Genomic DNA, 17,688 nt, shown 5'->3' on the forward strand with positions numbered 1-17,688 from the left:
GGGTGGGCACCAGGCACCCCTGACGCCGCAAGGCTCAGGGCTGCAGCGCCGCGACGATCTGCGCGAGATTGTTGCGGAACATGGCAAGGTAGGTCGAGGCCGGTCCGTCCGGTCCCGACAGCGCGTCGGAATACAGCGTGCCGCCGACCTTGGCCCCGGTCTCGGCCACGATGCGATCGATCAAGCGGGGATCCGTAACGTTCTCGACGAAGACCGCGGTGATGTTCTCGTCGCGGATCTGGTGGATGATCTGGGCGACGTCGGCTGCGGACGCCTCGGCTTCCGTGGAGACCCCCTCGGGAGCGATGAAGGCGATGCCGTAGGCCTTGCCGAAGTAGCCGAACGCGTCGTGGGAGGTCACGACCTTGCGACGCGCCTCGGGAATGGCGTCGAGCCGAGACCTCACCTCCCGGTCCAGCGCCTGGATCGCGGCGACATAGCTATTGCCCTTCGCCTGGTAGTCCGCCGCATGGGCGGGATCGGCCTCCGTCAGGCCTTTCACGATGTTCTGGGCGTAGACGACGCCGTTGGCGAGGTTCTGCCACGCATGCGGATCGTCGACGCCGTGCTCATGAGCGGCGTGCTCGGCCTCGTGATCGTGCGCCGCGTCCTCGGTATGGTCGTGCTCGTCCTCGCCCGCAAAGGGGATCGGCGCGAGACCGTCGGTGGCGACGACCTCGTGCCCCTTGAAGCCGGCGGTGTCGACGAGGCGCGGCAGCCAGCCCTCGAACCGGAGGCCGTTGACCACGAGAAGATCGGCGGCGCCGAGCGCCCGGGCGTCGGACGGCTTGGGCTCGTAGACATGGGCGTCACCATCCGGGCCGACGAGCGTCGTCACCGCGACGTGCTCGCCCCCGATCTCCCGGACCATGTCGCCGAGGATCGAGAACGAGGCCACGACCCGGATCGGCTCCTCGGCCCTCGCCGCGGAAACGAAGCCGAGGAGCGAGCCCGACAGGGCCAGTGTCAGAAGCGTGCGGGACAGGCGCATGGGAGACCTCCTTCAACGGGCAGGCGCAGGAAACGTCGAGCCGGCGGCTGGGCCCCTGCAGGGGTCGACCGTCGCCGCCGACAGGTTGGCGCGAGGACGGCGTCATCGTGGGTCGATAAGCCCTGCAGGATACGAACAGGCCGATGCGGCACGACTTGTCTCCCGAACCGACAGTATCGTTTGTTATGTTATAACATTACCGGCTGCAAGTCCGCTTGACACGGAACGCGCCAGCGCTGCCCGTTCTCTCGTCGGCGAGGCGGGGACCCGTTGCGAAACGGGCCAGGCACGCCGTGCCAGGGTCGGCACGCGGAGCGACCCTTCCCGCCTGACGCATGGAGGAATGACGCCCCGCGCGTGCGAACCGCTGCCGGTTCAGCCCCGGACGCTGCCGCCGAACGTCTCGGGCACGAGATCGGCGCGCGCGGCGCCGCTTCGAAGCAGGTCGAGGATCGCGGCCGCCACCCGTTCGGGCGCATGGGCAAGGGACGCGGTGCCCTGCTCCTGCGCCCTGGCGGCGTCCTCGCCCGCGCGCACGGCACCAAAGAACTCGGTGGCGGTGATCGAGGGCTGCAGGAGGGAAACGGCGATCCCGGCCTCGGCGAGTTCGAGACGCGCCACGGCGGTCAGCATGTCGAGGGCCGCCTTCGAACTCGTATAGGCGGCGGAACCCGGGTAGGTCGCGAGCGTGGCGCCCGACCCGACGTTCACGATGGCGCCGCCGCCCTGACGCCGCATCAGCGGAACGACCGCCTGCATCACCGCGAGCGGGCCGAGAAGATTGAGATCGAGAAGGTCGCGAAACGCGTCGATCCCGATATCCTCGACCGGGGCATAGAGCCCCTGCCCCGCGTTGTTGACCACGGCGTCGATCCGGCCGAAGCGCGCCACGGCGGCTGCCACGGCGTCCGCGACCTCCTGCGGTCGGGTGACGTCGCAGCGGACCGCGAGCGCATCGGAAAGCTCCGCCGCCAACGCGTCGAGCCGCGCCTGTCTGCGGGCCAGAAGCACGACCCTGGCGCCGGACCGGTCGGCGGCCCGCGCCGTCGCCGCTCCGATACCCGAGGATGCGCCGGTCACCAAGACGATCCGCCCTTCGATATCCATGCCGCTATGTCCTTCCGTTCAAGGGTCCGGCGTCCGGTTCGAACCGCGACGCCGGTGCCGGCATCGATACGGCGCGACGGGCGGCGCGGCGTGCCCGATCGGCGCGAAGACTTGCCTGTTTCTGCCGGTCGCCTTGCGGCCCGGCGCGAGGCGTGGGACGGGTCGCCCCATGAGCGATGCGGTTCAGCGTCTCCGGGATCACGTGGCCCGACGCGCGCAGGGCGTCCTGACGCGGACGCAACTGCCGCGCGTGGATATCCTGCGCGTTCTCGAACCCACCTCGCTGTTTCCCGAAGTCTACCAGCCGATGGTGAGCCTGATCCTGCAGGGCGAGAAGCGGTTGTTCATCGGCGAACAGGTGGTGCGCTATGCCGAAGCGGAGGCGTTCGTCAGTTCCGTCGCGTTGCCGGCGACCGGAGAGGTCGTTCGGGCCACGGCCGAGCGGCCCTATCTCGCGCTGCGCCTAATCCTCGACCCCGTCCTGGTCGCCGACCTCGTGCGACAGGCAGGAGGCACGGCTCCGGGACCCGACCGGCGGGGCTTCGACGTCGCGGCGGCAACCGACAGGCTGGCCGATGCCTGGCTTCGCATGCTGAGCCTCGAGGACCATCGCGACGAGATTCCGGTGATGGCTCCGCTTCTGGAGCGCGAGATCCTGTTTCGCCTGCTGTGCGGGCCGCAGGGCGGCCTTCTTCGTCAGGTCGCCGGTCTCGACCGGGATTTCGCCCGCATCCGCGCCACGGTGGACTGGATGCGGTCGCATGCCGCCGAGCGGTTCCGGGTCGATCATCTGGCGGATCGCGCCGGCATGAGCGTTTCGGTCTTTCACCGCCGCTTCAAGGCGAGTACGGGCCTGTCCCCGCTGCGCTACCAGAAGCATCTGCGCCTCTACGAGGCGCGCCGGATGCTGTTGGCGGAGCGAAGCGAGGTCGCGCCCGTCGCCTTCGCGGTAGGCTACGAGAGCGTCTCGCAGTTCACCCGCGAATACACCCGCCTGTTCGGCGCCCCTCCGGCCCGCGACAGCCGGAGCCTTCGCACGGCGGCGACCGCGGCGCTCGCCTGACACGGCGCGGGATGCGGGAGCCCTCGGCGGGGCGCCGGAGGGGGGTGGGACCCGGACAACGCCGAAGCGGCCGAGGGCTCTTCCGCCCCTCTAGCCGATCATCGCGACAGTCCCGTGACGGCGGGCGACGTCGGCGTCTCGCGGCGCCCGCCACCGCGCGACATCGCGCCAAACGCGGTACCGCGGATCGATCAACCGGTCTGCGACGTTCAGCGGGACCGGTTCCCAAGGGGTTGCGTGGTTTGGGTCGTTTGAGGATCGGCGACATCGAGGTGGCCTTCGAGGACACGGCGGACGCATCGCCGAGCGGGCCCTCCCCCTTGCTGCTGCTGCACGGCGCGGTCCAGTCGCGCCGGATCTGGCGAACGCAGATCGACGCCCTGGCGCTGGGCCGCCGCGTCATAGCGCCCGACCTGCGCGGCCATGGCGAGACGACGCTCGGCACGGCCCGCCTCGACGTCGAACGGCTGGCCTGGGATGCCCTCGGCCTGCTGGACGCCCTCGGCATCCGCTACGCCTCGGTCTGCGGCCTCTCGCTCGGCGGCATGGTGGCCTTGGAGATGGCGGAACGGGCCCCCTCGCGCCTCCATGCTCTCGCGCTGGCCAACACGCCGACATCGCTGACCTCGACCGGATGGCTCCGGCGTCTCGTCGACGGCCTCGATCCCCAGGATTTGCTTCCGCTGGTGATCCGCCTTCTCGGCGGGGAGCGCAGCGCCCGGATCGGACTGACCCTCGCCTCCCGCATCATCGGGCCGCATTGGGTCGGGGCGGCGGCCCGGCGTCACTTCATCGAAGGGTTCAGGACGATGAGCCCCCGGGCGATCCACGTTACCTACCGCGCGATCGTCGAGGCTCGCGCCGCCGACGTCGGGCACCTGGCATGCCCGACCCTCCTGATCGCCGGCCGGCACGACGCGCCCTCGATCCTGTCGCAGACCGCCGATCTGGCCGCCGAGCTTCCGGACGCGAACCTGCGAACGATTCCCGCCGGCCACGTGTCGCTGCTCGACGATCCCGTCCGCTTCAACCACCTCCTGGCCGAGTTCCTGGAGGCGCATGGGGCGTGATGCGGGCCGGGCACGCTCACGTCCCGCCCCGCAGCGCCTCGGCATCGGCACGGATCTCGTCGCGCATCCGCTCCGCGGTTCCCGGCTCCACGAGGCCGGCCTCCTCGGCATGCCGGGCGGCGCCGTCCAGCGTCGCGCCCGACACCAGCGGCACGCCGGCCGCCTCGATCCGGCGCATGGCCCGCCGGACCCGCGGCCTGAAGCCCCGGGGCGTCACGTCGCGCATGTAGACCGCCAGGATCCGGCCGGGATGGCGCCGAACCACATCGGCGTAGATCGGCGCGTCGCTCTGCCCGGTATCGCCAACCAGAACGAAGCGCAGCTGCGGATAGGCCGAAAGCAGCCGATCGATGGCCGTCAGCTTGTGCCGGCGGTGGCTCCCCGTGAGCCACTGCGTCTTGTTGAGCCCGAAGTCCTTGAGAAACATGGGCCCCGGCGGGATGCGGCGCAGCCGCAGGACATCCTCGAACAGGTCGTAGAGGTTCCACGGGCTCGAGGAGACGTAGAAGATCGGGTTCGTTTCCGGGCTGCCCCGGCCGGCCGCCAACGCCCGAAACAGGAAGGCCACCCCCGGAAAGGCGACGCGTCCTTCGGCGGAGTTCAGAGCGACCGTTCGCCAATGCCGGAACAGGTTCTGGGCGCCGGTCTCGATCACGGTGTCGTCGATGTCGGAAACGACGCCGAAGGTCGCCTCCGGCGAGACGACGCGCACCAGCCCTTCCGCCACGAGCGGCCTGAAGGCGTAGCCCGGCGCCGAGCGCAGCGCCAAGGCGACCGGGAGCCAGGGTGAGCCGGGATTTTCGCCCGAAACGAGCGGCGCGTCGATTCCGAAGAAGCCCTGCGCGTCGCTGATGGCCTGCCCGCTCGCGCCACCTGCGGTCCAGTCCACGACGGCGTTCCGGATCTCGTCGGTTTCGTAGCGGCGGAACGTGCGCTTGAGTTGGGTCCACCGGGAACGGGATGGCTCGGCCCCCACGACGCCCTCGTCCTCCACGACGCGGCCGCCCAGACGCATCCGCCCGCCGCTGGCATAGCCGCGATAGGGAAGCAGGATCGGATCGGAGGTCATCCCGAGGCGCAGCTTGAGGCCGTAGCGCCCATCGTCCCAGCGCCGGGCGAGCGCCGCGGCGACCCGCAAGACTGCCTTTGTCCCCGTCATGTTTCGATCCGCCCGTTGCCGGGCTCGAAGATGGGCCTCGGGCGCTTCGAAGAAAGGCAGCGCAGACCGCGCTGCGGCTCCCGCGGCTGACGTTCCCGATCGGCGACCTATCCTTATCGCCGGTTCCGGTCGCGGCCATCGATACTGGACCGGTCCGGACATCCCGAGGAGCGCATGAACGACGTCGCCCCGCCCCGCCTGCCCGAGCCGGGACGAAACTGTTTTCGGATCGAGACGGCGGAGCGGCTGTCGGTGATCGTGGATGCCGAAGACTATTTCCGCATCGCCCGTGCGGCCATGCTGAAGGCGCGGCGCCGCATCACCCTCGTCGGATGGGACTTCGACGGCCGCATCTCGCTCGACCCGGGAGCCAGCGACGGCGGGCCGGACAAGCTCGGCGCCTTCGTGCTCTGGCTCGTGGAACGCAATCCGGAGCTGGAGATCTTTCTCCTGCGCTGGGACGTCGGGGCGCTCGCCACGCTTGCGCGCGGCACGACCTTCCTGACGCTCCTCAGGTGGATGCGCCACCCGCGCATCCATACCAAGCTCGACGGCGCCCACCCGCCGGGCTCCTCGCACCACCAGAAGATCGTGGTGATCGACGACGGTCTCGCCTTTTGCGGCGGCATCGACATGACCGGCGACCGCTGGGACACGCGCGAGCATGCCGCCGACGACGAACGGCGCCGCCGTCCCACGACGCACCGGCCCTACAAGCCGTGGCACGACGCGACGACCGCCATCACCGGCCCCGTCACGGCCACGATCGCCGAAATCTGCCGCGAGCGCTGGGCGGTGGCCGGCGGCACGCCGGACCTGACGCCTCTCGACGGCGTCGAGGCGGCCTGGCCGGACGGCCTCGACGCCCAGTTCCGCGACATGCCTCTGGCGGTGTCGCGCTCGGCTCCCCCCGTGCAGGGGCGCGCGCCGGTCCGGGAGATCGAGGCGCTTTATCTCGACCAGATCGCCCGGGCTCGCCGCTTCCTGTATGCGGAAAGCCAGTACTTCGCCTCGCGTCGCATCGCCGAGGCTGTCGCCCGCCGCCTGGAGGAGCCGGGCGGTCCGGAGATCGTCGTGATCAATCCGCTGACGGCGCAGGGCTGGCTGGAGCCCGTCGCGATGGACACGGCCCGTGCTCGCCTCGTGGAAGCGCTGCGCCGGCGCGATCGCGAGGGACGGTTCAGGCTCTACCACCCGTTCAACGCCGGCGGAGAGCCGATCTACGTCCATGCCAAGGTGCTGGTGGCCGACGACCGCATCCTGCGTGTCGGGTCCTCCAACATGAACAACCGTTCCCTGCGGCTCGACACGGAGTGCGACGTCACGGTCGACCTCGACCTTTGCGGCGACAACAGCGCATCGCGCACCATCGCCGCGGTCCGCAACGATCTCCTGGCGGAGCATCTCGGCACGCGTCCCGAGACCGTGGCCGCCCACCTCGACCAAACGGGTTCGCTGATCGCCACGATCGAGGCGCTGCGCGGCAGCGGCCGCTCGCTGCGTCCCTACGAGGTGCCCGACCTGTCCTCGGTGGAGGCTTGGCTGGCGGACAACGAGGTCCTGGATCCGGAAGGACCCGAGGAGATGTTCGAGCCCCTGTCACGGCGCGGCCTGTTTCGCGGGTTCGGCCGGCGGCCCCGACCCTGAACGGCGCGCCGCCGCGCGTCGCGTCGGGAACCAGGCGATGGCGCCGCGTTCAGCGAAGCGGCAGGCGGCTTCGCTCGGCAGCCTGCCGCTCGGCCTCCTGCGCGGCTTTCAGCATCGCGCGGGTGTACAGGAGGGCGTGGGAGGCGAGGTCGCGGCTGTCCTCCCACAGGTTGCGCCAGATGCCGAGGATGCCTTCCAGCGGCTGGCCGACGACGCGCGAGGAGAAGCTCTCGAAGGCGATCGGCCCCTCGTAGCGCGCCGCGACCAGCGCCCGGAACACCGCGGTCAGGTCGACCGAGCCCGAGCCCATGTAGCCACGATGCGAGTCGCCGGTGTGGAAGTAGCCGATATGGGGGCCTGCCTCGCGGATCGCGCCGGCGATGTCGGACTCCTCGATGTTCATATGGTAGACGTCGAGATGCACCTTCACGTTCGGCGCACCCACGAGCCTGGCCATCTCGACGCCTTGCGCAGCGGTGTTGCAGATGTTGGTCTCGTAGCGGTTCACCACCTCCAGCGCGAGCGTGATGTCGCTCTTGGCCGCGATCTGCGCCACGCCCGCCAGCGTCTCGGCGGATTGCCGGATGCCCTCGGCGGTCGCCGGCGCCGCGTACTTGCCGAAGCCCGAGTACAGGATGCCCCCGATCGTATGGCCGCCGCAGTCGCGGCATACGCGCACCGCGTCCTCGAGCTTGCGCCGGCCGCGCTCGCGCTTGTCCCGGTCGCCCGACGAGATGTCGCTGTCGAAGTCGAGGCCGAGCGAGAAGCTGACGCCGATGCCGGCCATCTCCAGCTCGCGCCGCGTGAACACGGGATCGATCAGGCTCGGATCGAGCGCCGGCACCTCGATGAAGTCGTAGCCGACCTCGGCCGTGCTGCGGATCGCGCGCGCGCATTCCTCGTGGCTCCAGCCGGCTTCCCAGACGAGCGCATGGACACCGAGCTTGTTCATCAGACCTTCCCTCCCCCGTGCCGGCGGCGGTGCCGGTTGTCCCGCATCCGATCCGTACCGGCACGCTCGCCAGCCTACAGGAGCCGCGCCGGGCGCGCGACCGTCGATCGCCGGCGCGCCCGCTCCCGTCCCAGGGTCGCCGCGCTCGACGAGAGGCTCGGTCCGCGGTGAGGGAGGTGCCGTCCGCCGCGCGATGGGCTAACCATCGTGGAAGCGACCCGTCACCGTTCAACCGCATGTCCGCCGACCACGCTTCCGTTCCCGTTCGCAAGATCATCCATGTCGACATGGACGCCTTCTACGCGTCGGTGGAGCAGCGCGACGATCCCGCGCTTCGCGGTCGCCCCGTGGCAGTGGGCGGCTCGGCCGAGCGCGGCGTCGTGGCAGCCGCAAGCTACGAGGCACGAGCCTTCGGCGTGCGCTCGGCCATGCCGTCCGTCACCGCGCGCCGTCGCTGTCCCGACCTCGTCTTCGTGCGCCCGCGCTTCGATGTCTACAAGGCGATCTCGGCCGAGATCCGCGCCGTGTTTGCCGAGCACACCGACGTCATCGAGCCGCTGTCGCTGGACGAGGCCTATCTCGACGTGACCGAGAACAAGCAGGCGATCGCATCCGCCACGCGCATCGCCGAGCTTGTGCGCGCGCGCATCCGCGAGCAAACCGGGCTCACCGCCTCGGCCGGCGTTTCCTACAACAAGTTCTAACGCACACCTTCAGGCAGTTTTGTCAACAATTAGGGGCAAGCTGCTGTAAAACATTGCAAAATGCGCGTTTGACAGGGTTTCTTCCCTAGGGTAACTGCGTCCGCCCTATGAAGCATCTGCTGAAACCCGAAGGCATTGCCGAACTAAAGGTCACACTGGTCGTCTTTCCGAATGGCGAGCGGTGCCCGATGCTCGTCACGGGCGACGGCATCCCCCTGTTTGACCCGACGGTCTGGTCGCTCACGAAGTATCGCAGGAGGAGCGCTTCCACCGTGGAGCAAGCCCTCCGCGGGGCAATGCTCATCCACCTGTTCTGCTGGCGACACGGCATCGACCTGGCCGAACGCATCAGGAGCGGCGCGTTCTTCGAGGTCGGAGAACTGGATGCCCTCGCATCGGACGCCTCGAAACCGTTCACCCGGCTACGGGGGGTATCGAAGGTGGTCCCCGTGGCTGCAACTGCGCAGAAGCGCCGTCGCTCCGTCGCAAGACTGCATCGAAGGCTTCCGTCGACCACTCGGGCGCAAGTGGTCATTCCCGCCACCGCAATGATCAGACTGCACTACGCCGCAAGCTACCTGAAGTGGCTCGGAGAACGACAGAGACCCCGTCTCCCCACAGGGGCCGTAAGTGCCGACGAGGCGTCCGCGAGGATGCGGGAATACGGGGCGAGGCTTCTGGAAGTGGTCGAACAGATTGAGGAGCGGTTGCCGTCAGTTACCGACGCGGACCGCACGAGCCTAGAGCCCGAAGAGCGGATCCGCCTTCTCGCGGTCACCCACCCGGACAGCCTGGACAATCCTTGGATCGATCCGTTCGTGCGTCTGCGGAACTGGGTGATCGTGCGCTGGCTCCTCGCCACCGGGATGCGACGGGGCGAGCTGCTCGGCCTCAGGATCAAGGACTTCAACCGGGGTCAAGCCTTTTGCGAGATCAAACGCCGTCATGACGACAAGCGCGACCGTAGACGTAGGCAGCCGAACGCTAAGACATCGGAGCGCCTCGCCCCCTTGGACGAGGGCTTGACCGAGCTCGGGGAGGAGTACCTCGAAGCCCGCAACCGGATCGAGGCTGCGCGCAAGCACGGCTTCCTCTTCGTCGCGCAAGACGGCAAGGCCCTTTCGGAAAGCGCAATCACGGGATTGTTCGCGCTGCTTCGGGAAAAGCATCCGGATGTCGGCCCTGTGAGCGCTCACGTCCTCCGGCATCAGTGGAACGAGGACTTCTCCGCCTACGCCGACGCAATCAAGTTGAGCGCCGAAGAAGAAGTCCGTGAACGCCGCTTGCTGATGGGGTGGTCCCGAACGTCCAAGATGCCGGGCCACTACTTGAAGCGCCGGACGAAGGTCAAAGCCGACGAACACAGTAGGGACATGCAGCGCCGGTTGATGAAGCACGGGTCCGCGATCCGGCAACGCATGCAGGACATGGAACGGGCGACCAAGGCGTTGCAGGACGACAGGGCTTGGCTCGGGGAGGTGATCGGTGCGTAAAACACCCTTCGGCAAGATGCCAGACGTCGAGTCACCTTACGAGCTTCCCGACCAAGCCGAGACCCGCGATGGCTATGTCTACCGTCCCGGCGACGATCATTGGCCGATCGTTACCGACATTGGTCGGCTGAACTTCCACTTCGGCGACCTCGGCGTCGCCCACGCGCTGAAGACCGGATTCAAAGGGTTCGTCACAGCACGACTTCGCAGCGAGAACCCGAGGTCGGTGTATTCGAATTACCAGTTGGTCCGAGGACTGCTCCTTCACATCGCGACCTACGACACGGACGCAGTTGCAATCTCATCCGCCCACCTGATGAATTACTCCGCTTCGTTCGAAGAGGACCAACGCTACCGTGCGACCGAGGCCAACGACATTGTACGAGTGTGGGCGCGCCTCGGCATCCCGGCTGTTTCAAGGGAAGCCTTCGTCACCGCCACCGACATGCCGAAAAGTTCAAGGAAGCGAGCGCTTGCGGTCCGGATGCGGTGCCCGATCCAAGGTGCGTACACGAACCTTGAGTATGACGGGCTTTATAAGGCTCTCCACGCGGCTTTCGCCGCGGGCGAAATCGCTATCGACAACTACGGCCTCTGCCTTCTCAGCGGAGCGATCGGGCCCAGGCCTGTTCAGATTGCCGGCCTGACGGTCGGCGATCTGAAGGTCACGATGGGGCCTGCGGGGAAAACGTACGTTCTGGCGATCCCCCGTGCGAAGCAAAGGGGCGCACGATACCGGACACAGTTCACCGAACGCCCCCTCATCGAAGAGATCGGCATGATCATTGAGGCGCAATCCCTGTTGGTTCGCGAGAAGGCAAGGCTCTGCGGAATGGCTGACCCCAACGAGGCACCCTTGTTCCCGGCCGTGCACGTGAGCAGTACATTCTTCGACGGTGGGACAACCCCTGCCCGCCCGACGCCAGCTTCCATCGCGATGAGGATCATCAACGTGATGGAGGGACTGGGCGTGAATTCCGAACGAACCGGAGAGGCGATCAACGTGAACGCCACGCGGGCGCGACGCACGGTCGGCACCCGTGCGGCACAAGAGGGCAAATCCCTGGACGAGATCATGGTGATCCTCGACCACACGTCACGTACCGCTGCACAGAGTTACATCGAGGTTCGTTCCGATCTTCTCCAGCGCCTCGACAAGAAGCTTGCCATCTTGCTGGCACCCATGGCGCAGCGCTTTGCTGGAACCCTTGCGGCGCGTGGAAACGACGTCGGGCAAGGCATCGAGCGGCATATCCTCGGATCCGTCGACGAGGGCGAAGGGCCCGCGGCCCTGGGTGGCTGCGGGAAGCACGGCTTCTGCGGCCTTGGGAAGCCAATTGCCTGCTACACGTGCCGACTGTTCCACCCATGGCTGGACGGACCTCACGAAGAGATCCTCGACTGGCTTCTCGGGAGGCGCAGGCAGATGGCCGAGGACGGATCCATGGCCGTCGCCGTCACACTTGACGACACGATCGTCGCGTGTGCCGAAGTGGTCCGCCAATGCCGAGCAAGGGCGGCATCGCTGGAAGGCGACCGAAATGGCTGAAGTCATCCCGTTTGTCCCGAAGGCCCATCTCGCCGCCTTGGCGAACATGGAGGAGTTCGTACGCTTTTGCCGCGACGAACTCGCCGTGTTCGGCTCCGATCTCGAATTCGAATCTTTTTCTTGGAACGTTACGCGCTTTTACCATCAGCGAGGCAAGTGCCATGAGCACTTCCTGAACTTCACCGAGAACACTCCCCGGCTGGGCCGGCTGGGTCCCATAATGCCGGAGCCGTTCGCGAGCCAGGTGAAGGCCTACATCCGCTACCATGCAGGTCGAAATCCGTCGAAAGCTCCTCCTCTGAATGAGATACGTGCGTTCAGGGCGTTGCTCGCGGCGTTCCTCGACAAAGGGGTGACGCCGGACCTGGGCTCGGTAGATGCCCATTTGCTCGACCATGCTGTCCAACTTGCTGCCGCAAGGAGACCAGGCAACTATTCAGCGAGCATCGGCGTTCTTTTGACGCCAGTTTCGGAGTTCCTGAGAGAAAACAATCTCGCCGCGAACGCCCCGATCGACTGGAAGCACGGCCAAGCGTGGGAATTGTACAACAACCGCTCGAGAGACGAGCGCCGTGAGGCACTGATGCCTTCAGATGAGGCGCTGCAAGCGCTTCCACGAAGTTTCCGTAAGGCAACCGAACCTCGTGATGTGATCGCCACGTCGGTGATGGCGCTGCTGGCGTGCGCCCCAAGCCGCATAAACGAGATCTTCGCACTCCACCACGACTGCGAGATCAAGCCCCTGACGGATGGCGACGAGGGTTACATGCTGCAATGGGCGGGCTCGAAGGGCCACCACGACTTCGCAAAGGGCATCCCCGCCGTGATGGCCGATGTCGCCAAGGAAGCGCTCGCGCGGCTGAACAAGCATACGGCCGAAGCACGACGCATCGCGGCTTGGTATGAGCATCATCCCGATCGTCTCTATCTGCCGGACGACTGCGTCCACCTGCGGGGCAAGGACCTCTCCGGGGCCGACATCGCACGTATCATCGGCTTCAACGAAGCTGGCAACGGACGAGACTGGGCAACCGACCGGAAGCTCGAGCCGATCAAGGGGATGCGGTCCTCAGCGGGACAAAGGATCTATGCGTTCCGCTTCTCGGACGTCGAAAGCGCCATCTTGTCCGAGTTGCCGCATGGCTTCCCGATCTTCGACAAGCAAACGGGTCTCCGCTACAGCGAAGCGCTGATGGTGGTGCGCCGTCAGGAATTTGCCGACCGCGGACGCGGACGATGGCGCTGCATGATTGCCCCCGTTTCCTATGGCAACATCATGAATAGTTTTCACAAGCCCGACGGCGTCTTCGCGCGCCTTGGACTGTCAACGCCCGAAAATCCGATCGTCCTGAAGACACACCAACTGAGACATTGGCTCAACACGGTGGCACAGCGGGGCGGCCTGACTGAGGCGGAAATCGCGGCCTGGAGCGGCCGCTTGGACCGCCGGCAGAACGAACCCTACGATCACCGTACGCCCGAGGAGATGCTTCAAGCGAAGCGCCGTAGGGACAAGGAGGTCGCAACGATCGCGGGTACCGCGGTGAGGGTGAACCCACCGGTGGCGAGGAATGAGGCTGCGGCTCGCGCCGGGCACGGGCATGCGACAGACATCGGCTTCTGCGGGCACGACTTCGCCTCGTCCCCTTGCATGATGTTCATGCAGTGCCTGCACTGCACCAAGCACACATGCGTCAAGGGTCACGATCCGCGACACCTGGAAAGGGTGGAGTTCGCCCTCGAGCGCGCTCGGCGAAGCCTCGCTGAAGCGGAGGCGGCGCTGGCAAAAGAGTACGAGGGTGCGGACGACTGGGTCCGCGCTCATCGCGAGACGATCGAGCGCCTCGAGCAGTTGTACGGCATCCTGTCCGACCCGACCGTGCCGGACGGTTCGGTGATCCGGCTCGCCAAGTCCGGCCGTTACTCTTTGGTCGAACAGGCCATGCACGACAACGAGGTGGTCACGGGCGTCCTGCTGCGGGGGAACGTCGGCGGCATGCAGGGGATCGGTGCAGGGACGGCCGGTGCCTAGGGGCGTACGCAGGAAGCCCCCTGCCCGCCGTCCCCGCGCGCCTCCCATGACCCCGGAGCGCATCACCCGCATCGTTGCCCTGATCGACGGATGGACGGGGCGCCTCACGTGGGAGGCGCTCTGCGAAGCGGTCGCGCGCGAGACCGGCGCAAGCTACAGGCGGGCGTCGCTCAACAACTACCTTCAGATCAAGTCTGCCTACAAGGCGTACGTCAAGAAGCCCAACCTAGCACCAAGCGGGGATGCGACCCCGGCACCAAAACCAAAGGGACCGAGCAGGACGCAGAAGAAGATCAGCAGGCTGGAAAGGAAGGTCGCCGAGCTGACGGCCGTGAACGATGCCCTGTTGGAGAAGTTCGCCCGTTGGGCGGTGAACGCCGGCTCGCGCGGCCTCGACGAAGCCTTCCTGGATCAGCCACTGGTACAGATCAAGCGCTCCGAGAACCGATGATGGCGCAGAAGTCGTTCCTCGAAGTGAGCGAAGAGAACCATGCCAAGCTGGTCGAGTTCGTGGAGCGGCTCCGCGCGGCCGGCCTGAAACTCCCCGGGCGTCTCGGCAAGGTCAACAAGACTGCCGTCGCTAGGGCTTGCGGCTTCGCGCGGGAGGTTTTCCAGCAGAACTCCCGCTTCGCCCGCACCCTGGAAGAGGCCGTCGCGGACCTCGGCATCGACGTGCCGCAGGCGGAGGAGCCGGAGCCGCGGGACAGCGGGGACAAGTCCAGGATCATGCGTCTCGAGCAACAGCTCGCCGCCGCCCGCAGCGAGAACCATGAGTTGAGGCGGCGCTTGCGCCGCTACGAGGCCATCGTGGACCACGTGGCGTCGTCGGGGCGGAGGGTGATCCCGTGAGTTCCTCCCCTGGGGCGGCATGGGGAACGGAGCTGCCGCGCGGCCAGCATCTTATCCGGTTCCTGGCGGGACGACCGGAGTTCGTCGGCGTGGGCCCCGCGACGGCCCGGCGGATGTGGGATGCCTTCGGGGAAAGCCTCCACGACATCCTCGCCGAAGGCAGTGTCGAGCGCCTGACGAAGGTCCTTCCGCGGACACAGGCCGAGATCGTCTGCGATGCATGGCGGAACCAGAGGGCCGTCACCGAGGCGGTCGCGTTCTTCGACCGGCACGGCATCGGCATCCGTTACGCCCGAAAGGCCGTGGAGCTGTGGGGCGACGAAGCCATCGCCAAGCTCCAAGAGAACCCCTACCGCCTGTTGACGCTCTGCGCCTGGAGAGAAGTGGATCAGGCCGCGATGCGACTCGGGGTCCGACTGGACGACCGACGACGGCAGGTCGGGGCGGTGGAGGCGGCGCTCTACGAGCGGCTCGACGGGAAACACACGGTCACGTCCCTGGAGAAGCTCGTCCGCCATGCATGCACGCTCCTCGGCGCGACGCCTGCGGATGCGGAACGCGCCGTGACCATCGCGGTGGACGACGGCGCGGCCATCCCTTGTCCGGGTGGCTACCAGCCTGCGGGGGCCGCCTACGCCGAGCGGTTCATCGAGACCCGCATCCGTGCGGCGCTGGCCGATGACGGACAAGCGAGGGACCTGCTGGCGAGCCGACCCACGCCGGTTGCGATGTCGACCTTCCTCGAACGTTACAACAGTCTCGCCTCCCAGCGACTGACGAGCGAGCAGGCAGACGCGGTGACGATGGCGTTGAACCATCGGTTCGCGATCCTCGTCGGGGGCGCGGGGGTCGGCAAAACCACGACGCTCCGCGCCATAAACGAGGCCGCCGAGCAATTCGGATTCCACGTACACCAGCTCGCGCTCGCCGGGAGGGCCGCGCAGCGAGTGGCGGACGCGACCGGCCGGGCGGCCCGTACGATCGCCTCTTGGCTCTGGGATGCCTCGAAAGGCCGCGCGGGAACGGGAGCGCACACGCTCGTCGTCGTCGACGAAGCGAGCATGCTGGACCTACCCACGCTCTACCGCATCCTGTTCCATCTGCACGAGGATGCGAGGCTGCTGCTGGTCGGGGACGTCGCCCAGCTCGCCCCGATCGGATACGGCCTCACCTTGCACCGTCTGGTTTCCAGCCCCCGGATCCCGCGTGTCGAGTTGACCCGCATCATGCGGGCCGACGAGGCGACGGGAATCCCGGCGGTGTCCAGAGCCGTACGCGAAGGCAGGTTGCCCGAGCTACCGACTTACAGGGACGGTCGCACAGGGTGCAGCGTCGTCGGATGCGGGCCGGAAAGCGTCATCGACGAAATCGAGCGGATCCGCGACGACCTCCGCGACGAGGAAGTGCAGGTCGTGGGAGCGACCTATGCCGGTCCCGCCGGGATCGACGCGATCAACACGTACTTCCACCGCTACAACGCGCATGGCCGCTTGCGGCTCGCGCGCTTCGCCGAGGGGGACCCGGTCATCTGGACGAAGAACGACCACGAGCGCGGCCTTTGGAACGGAACCATGGGGCATGTCCTCGTCGTGAAGGAAGACCGCCTTACTGTCCGGCTCGACGGTCGGACCTTCGACCTCTTGGCTGCCGACCTGTCCGGCCGGATCGACCTCGCCTACGCTATCAGCACGCACAAGGCGCAAGGGTCGCAGTGGGGCACGATCATCGTGCCGTTGAGTTCCAGCCGTCTTTTCGATCGGGCTCTCCTCTACACGGCGCTGACCCGAGCCGAGCGACGCGTGGTCTTGGTCGGCGACCTCGGGCACCTACACCGTGTGGTGACACAGCAGCCGAGTTCGCTTGCGCGCGACGTCGCGCTTGCCGTCTGATGGATCTCGCCTCGTCAAATGGGCGGATGATCGCGCGGAGCCAGGACCCTGGATCCACGGTCCTGCCAGCATTCGCGCTGTTCCAGAATACCCTCAGGGCGGACGCGGCCCGGTCCGGCGCGCTCCCCATAGCGCCGTAGCCGGACCGGGCCGCGTCCGCCCGTCCCCGTGCCCAGCACCTCGCAGCGGCGGCGCCGGAGTCGATCGGCGGCCCGGTAGTGAACGACCGGATGCCGTCCAGCCTTCAAGACACGCGTCGGGACAAGCTTTAGCAGGAGCCCGCCGACGCGTCCCGGCCGCTTCATGCACAAGAGCGTCCAGCACTGCGTCGGCAAGCATTTCGCGGGAGGAGCCTTACTTTGCCGCGGCGTCGAGGATCGCCGCGAACTGCTCGGGCGGAAGCGCCCCGCGGTACTTCTTGCCGTCGATGAAAAAGGTCGGCGTTGAATCGACACCGAACTCGCTCGCGCCCCTGTCCTTCGTCGCCACGACCTTCGCCTGGAGGTCGGCGTCGGACAGGCATGCCCTAAAGCTTTCCTCCGTGAAGCCCGCGATGCGCGCGATCGACAGAAGCCTGTTCGCCGCGTCGTCCGCGTGCGCCCAGCTCTCGGATTGCGCGAACAGGGCGTCGACCATCGCCGTGCGCCCGTTCTCGCCAGGCGTGCAGCGCGCCAGCATGGAGGCGGCGACCGCGCGCGGGTCGAACGGGAACTCGCGGACGATCAGCTTGGCCTTGCCCGTGTCAAGGTAGTCCCGCTTCAGCGTCGGGTAGGTGTTGGCGTGGAAGGCCGCGCAGTGGTCGCAGGTCATCGAGGCATACTCGACGATGGTGATCGGCGCGTCCGTGCGTCCGATCACCACGTCGGGCAGCACTTGGCCGGACATCAGCGCGGCGACGTCGACCTCGCCGTCGGCTTCGGGAGCGGGTGTGGACGGGGATGGCGCGGACGGCGCTGCCACCGCAGTCGGCGCCGCCGGGGCCTCGCCCACCGCCGCAGCGGGTGACGTCGTCTCGTCCGAGCATCCCGCGAGCGCGAGGAGGACGAGGCAGAGGGCGGGCGCAAGGGATCGGTGCGCGCGCCGACGGGCGCCGCGGATGGATCGGGTCATGGGAATGGTCCTCTATGCGCGCGGGCGGCCCTCGGGCGGCGGCGCGGGAAACGGAAACGGGGACTGGTTGGCC

General features: G+C 67.5%; 14 protein-coding genes and 1 pseudogene. 10 read left to right on the plus strand and 5 right to left on the minus strand.

Annotation, left to right across the window (positions count from 1 at the left end):
* Nucleotides 1-34: 34 nt before the first annotated feature.
* Together BLQ76_RS10110 and BLQ76_RS10115 are read right to left on the minus strand one after the other, a co-directional pair.
* Nucleotides 35-991, minus strand: coding sequence for a metal ABC transporter substrate-binding protein (locus tag BLQ76_RS10110; protein ID WP_090672796.1), 957 nt, complete (start codon nucleotides 989-991; stop codon nucleotides 35-37).
* Between the two features lie 375 nt (nucleotides 992-1,366).
* Nucleotides 1,367-2,098 carry an SDR family oxidoreductase gene (locus tag BLQ76_RS10115; RefSeq protein ID WP_090672798.1) on the minus strand — a complete coding sequence of 244 codons (732 nt, stop codon included), beginning with the start codon at nucleotides 2,096-2,098 and terminating at the stop codon, nucleotides 1,367-1,369.
* A gap of 169 nt (nucleotides 2,099-2,267) precedes the next feature.
* On the opposite strand from BLQ76_RS10115, the gene BLQ76_RS10120 reads away from it, so the two are divergent.
* Both BLQ76_RS10120 and BLQ76_RS10125 read left to right on the plus strand, forming a co-directional pair.
* Nucleotides 2,268-3,161, plus strand: coding sequence for an AraC family transcriptional regulator (locus tag BLQ76_RS10120; protein WP_090672800.1), 894 nt, complete (start codon nucleotides 2,268-2,270; stop codon nucleotides 3,159-3,161).
* 242 nt (nucleotides 3,162-3,403) lie between these two features.
* Nucleotides 3,404-4,231 carry an alpha/beta fold hydrolase gene (locus tag BLQ76_RS10125; RefSeq protein WP_244519574.1) on the plus strand — a complete coding sequence of 276 codons (828 nt, stop codon included), beginning with the start codon at nucleotides 3,404-3,406 and terminating at the stop codon, nucleotides 4,229-4,231.
* Between the two features lie 16 nt (nucleotides 4,232-4,247).
* Here the strand turns inward: BLQ76_RS10125 and BLQ76_RS10130 are convergent, their stop codons facing one another.
* Nucleotides 4,248-5,390 carry an App1 family protein phosphatidate phosphatase gene (locus BLQ76_RS10130; protein ID WP_170842553.1) on the minus strand — a complete coding sequence of 381 codons (1,143 nt, stop codon included), beginning with the start codon at nucleotides 5,388-5,390 and terminating at the stop codon, nucleotides 4,248-4,250.
* A 174-nt stretch (nucleotides 5,391-5,564) separates the two neighbouring features.
* On the opposite strand from BLQ76_RS10130, the gene BLQ76_RS10135 reads away from it, so the two are divergent.
* Entirely contained in the window at nucleotides 5,565-7,037 is a 1,473-nt protein-coding gene (locus BLQ76_RS10135; protein WP_090672806.1) for a phospholipase D-like domain-containing protein, read from the plus strand.
* Nucleotides 7,038-7,086: 49 nt separating this feature from the next.
* On the opposite strand, the gene BLQ76_RS10140 is transcribed toward BLQ76_RS10135, so the two are convergent.
* On the minus strand, nucleotides 7,087-7,989 hold the full coding sequence (locus tag BLQ76_RS10140; protein ID WP_090672808.1) for a sugar phosphate isomerase/epimerase family protein: 903 nt from the start codon (nucleotides 7,987-7,989) through the stop codon (nucleotides 7,087-7,089).
* Nucleotides 7,990-8,225: 236 nt separating this feature from the next.
* Between BLQ76_RS10140 and dinB the strand changes: the two are divergent.
* The 7 genes and pseudogenes from dinB to BLQ76_RS10175 form a co-directional block, all read left to right on the plus strand.
* A pseudogene (dinB, locus tag BLQ76_RS10145) lies at nucleotides 8,226-8,690 on the plus strand (DNA polymerase IV); the annotation flags it as partial.
* 110 nt (nucleotides 8,691-8,800) lie between these two features.
* Nucleotides 8,801-10,186: a tyrosine-type recombinase/integrase gene (locus BLQ76_RS10150; RefSeq protein ID WP_082653378.1), complete on the plus strand. Its 1,386-nt coding sequence runs from the start codon at nucleotides 8,801-8,803 to the stop codon at nucleotides 10,184-10,186.
* Entirely contained in the window at nucleotides 10,179-11,735 is a 1,557-nt protein-coding gene (locus tag BLQ76_RS10155; protein ID WP_139183985.1) for a hypothetical protein, read from the plus strand. Before BLQ76_RS10150 ends, BLQ76_RS10155 begins: the two co-directional genes overlap by 8 nt.
* Nucleotides 11,728-13,767, plus strand: a complete 2,040-nt coding sequence (locus tag BLQ76_RS10160; protein ID WP_139183986.1) for a hypothetical protein — start codon at nucleotides 11,728-11,730, stop codon at nucleotides 13,765-13,767. Before BLQ76_RS10155 ends, BLQ76_RS10160 begins: the two co-directional genes overlap by 8 nt.
* 46 nt (nucleotides 13,768-13,813) lie before the next feature.
* Nucleotides 13,814-14,218: a hypothetical protein gene (locus BLQ76_RS10165; RefSeq protein ID WP_061934837.1), complete on the plus strand. Its 405-nt coding sequence runs from the start codon at nucleotides 13,814-13,816 to the stop codon at nucleotides 14,216-14,218.
* Entirely contained in the window at nucleotides 14,215-14,616 is a 402-nt protein-coding gene (locus BLQ76_RS10170; protein ID WP_061934839.1) for a hypothetical protein, read from the plus strand. Before BLQ76_RS10165 ends, BLQ76_RS10170 begins: the two co-directional genes overlap by 4 nt.
* A gap of 89 nt (nucleotides 14,617-14,705) precedes the next feature.
* Nucleotides 14,706-16,505: an ATP-dependent DNA helicase gene (locus BLQ76_RS10175; protein ID WP_139183987.1), complete on the plus strand. Its 1,800-nt coding sequence runs from the start codon at nucleotides 14,706-14,708 to the stop codon at nucleotides 16,503-16,505.
* Between the two features lie 354 nt (nucleotides 16,506-16,859).
* On the opposite strand, the gene BLQ76_RS10180 is transcribed toward BLQ76_RS10175, so the two are convergent.
* The gene (locus tag BLQ76_RS10180) at nucleotides 16,860-17,615 is read right to left on the minus strand and encodes a DsbA family protein (RefSeq protein ID WP_061934843.1); all 756 of its coding nucleotides are present in this window, start codon (nucleotides 17,613-17,615) and stop codon (nucleotides 16,860-16,862) included.
* Nucleotides 17,616-17,688: the final 73 nt, after the last annotated feature.

The organism is Aureimonas jatrophae, from assembly GCF_900104035.1.
Taxonomy (GTDB): Bacteria; Pseudomonadota; Alphaproteobacteria; order Rhizobiales; family Rhizobiaceae; genus Aureimonas; species Aureimonas jatrophae.

Bases quoted from the DNA above. Each gene is read 5' to 3' on its own strand.
- BLQ76_RS10180 (WP_061934843.1), bottom strand. From the start codon at position 17,615: ATGACCCGATCCATCCGCGGCGCCCGTCGGCGCGCGCACCGATCCCTT.
- BLQ76_RS10170 (WP_061934839.1), top strand. From the start codon at position 14,215: ATGATGGCGCAGAAGTCGTTCCTCGAAGTGAGCGAAGAGAACCATGCC.
- BLQ76_RS10115 (WP_090672798.1), bottom strand. From the start codon at position 2,098: ATGGATATCGAAGGGCGGATCGTCTTGGTGACCGGCGCATCCTCGGGT.
- BLQ76_RS10165 (WP_061934837.1), top strand. From the start codon at position 13,814: ATGACCCCGGAGCGCATCACCCGCATCGTTGCCCTGATCGACGGATGG.
- BLQ76_RS10150 (WP_082653378.1), top strand. From the start codon at position 8,801: ATGAAGCATCTGCTGAAACCCGAAGGCATTGCCGAACTAAAGGTCACA.
- BLQ76_RS10110 (WP_090672796.1), bottom strand. From the start codon at position 991: ATGCGCCTGTCCCGCACGCTTCTGACACTGGCCCTGTCGGGCTCGCTC.
- BLQ76_RS10135 (WP_090672806.1), top strand. From the start codon at position 5,565: ATGAACGACGTCGCCCCGCCCCGCCTGCCCGAGCCGGGACGAAACTGT.
- BLQ76_RS10140 (WP_090672808.1), bottom strand. From the start codon at position 7,989: ATGAACAAGCTCGGTGTCCATGCGCTCGTCTGGGAAGCCGGCTGGAGC.
- BLQ76_RS10130 (WP_170842553.1), bottom strand. From the start codon at position 5,390: ATGACGGGGACAAAGGCAGTCTTGCGGGTCGCCGCGGCGCTCGCCCGG.
- BLQ76_RS10160 (WP_139183986.1), top strand. From the start codon at position 11,728: ATGGCTGAAGTCATCCCGTTTGTCCCGAAGGCCCATCTCGCCGCCTTG.
- BLQ76_RS10120 (WP_090672800.1), top strand. From the start codon at position 2,268: ATGAGCGATGCGGTTCAGCGTCTCCGGGATCACGTGGCCCGACGCGCG.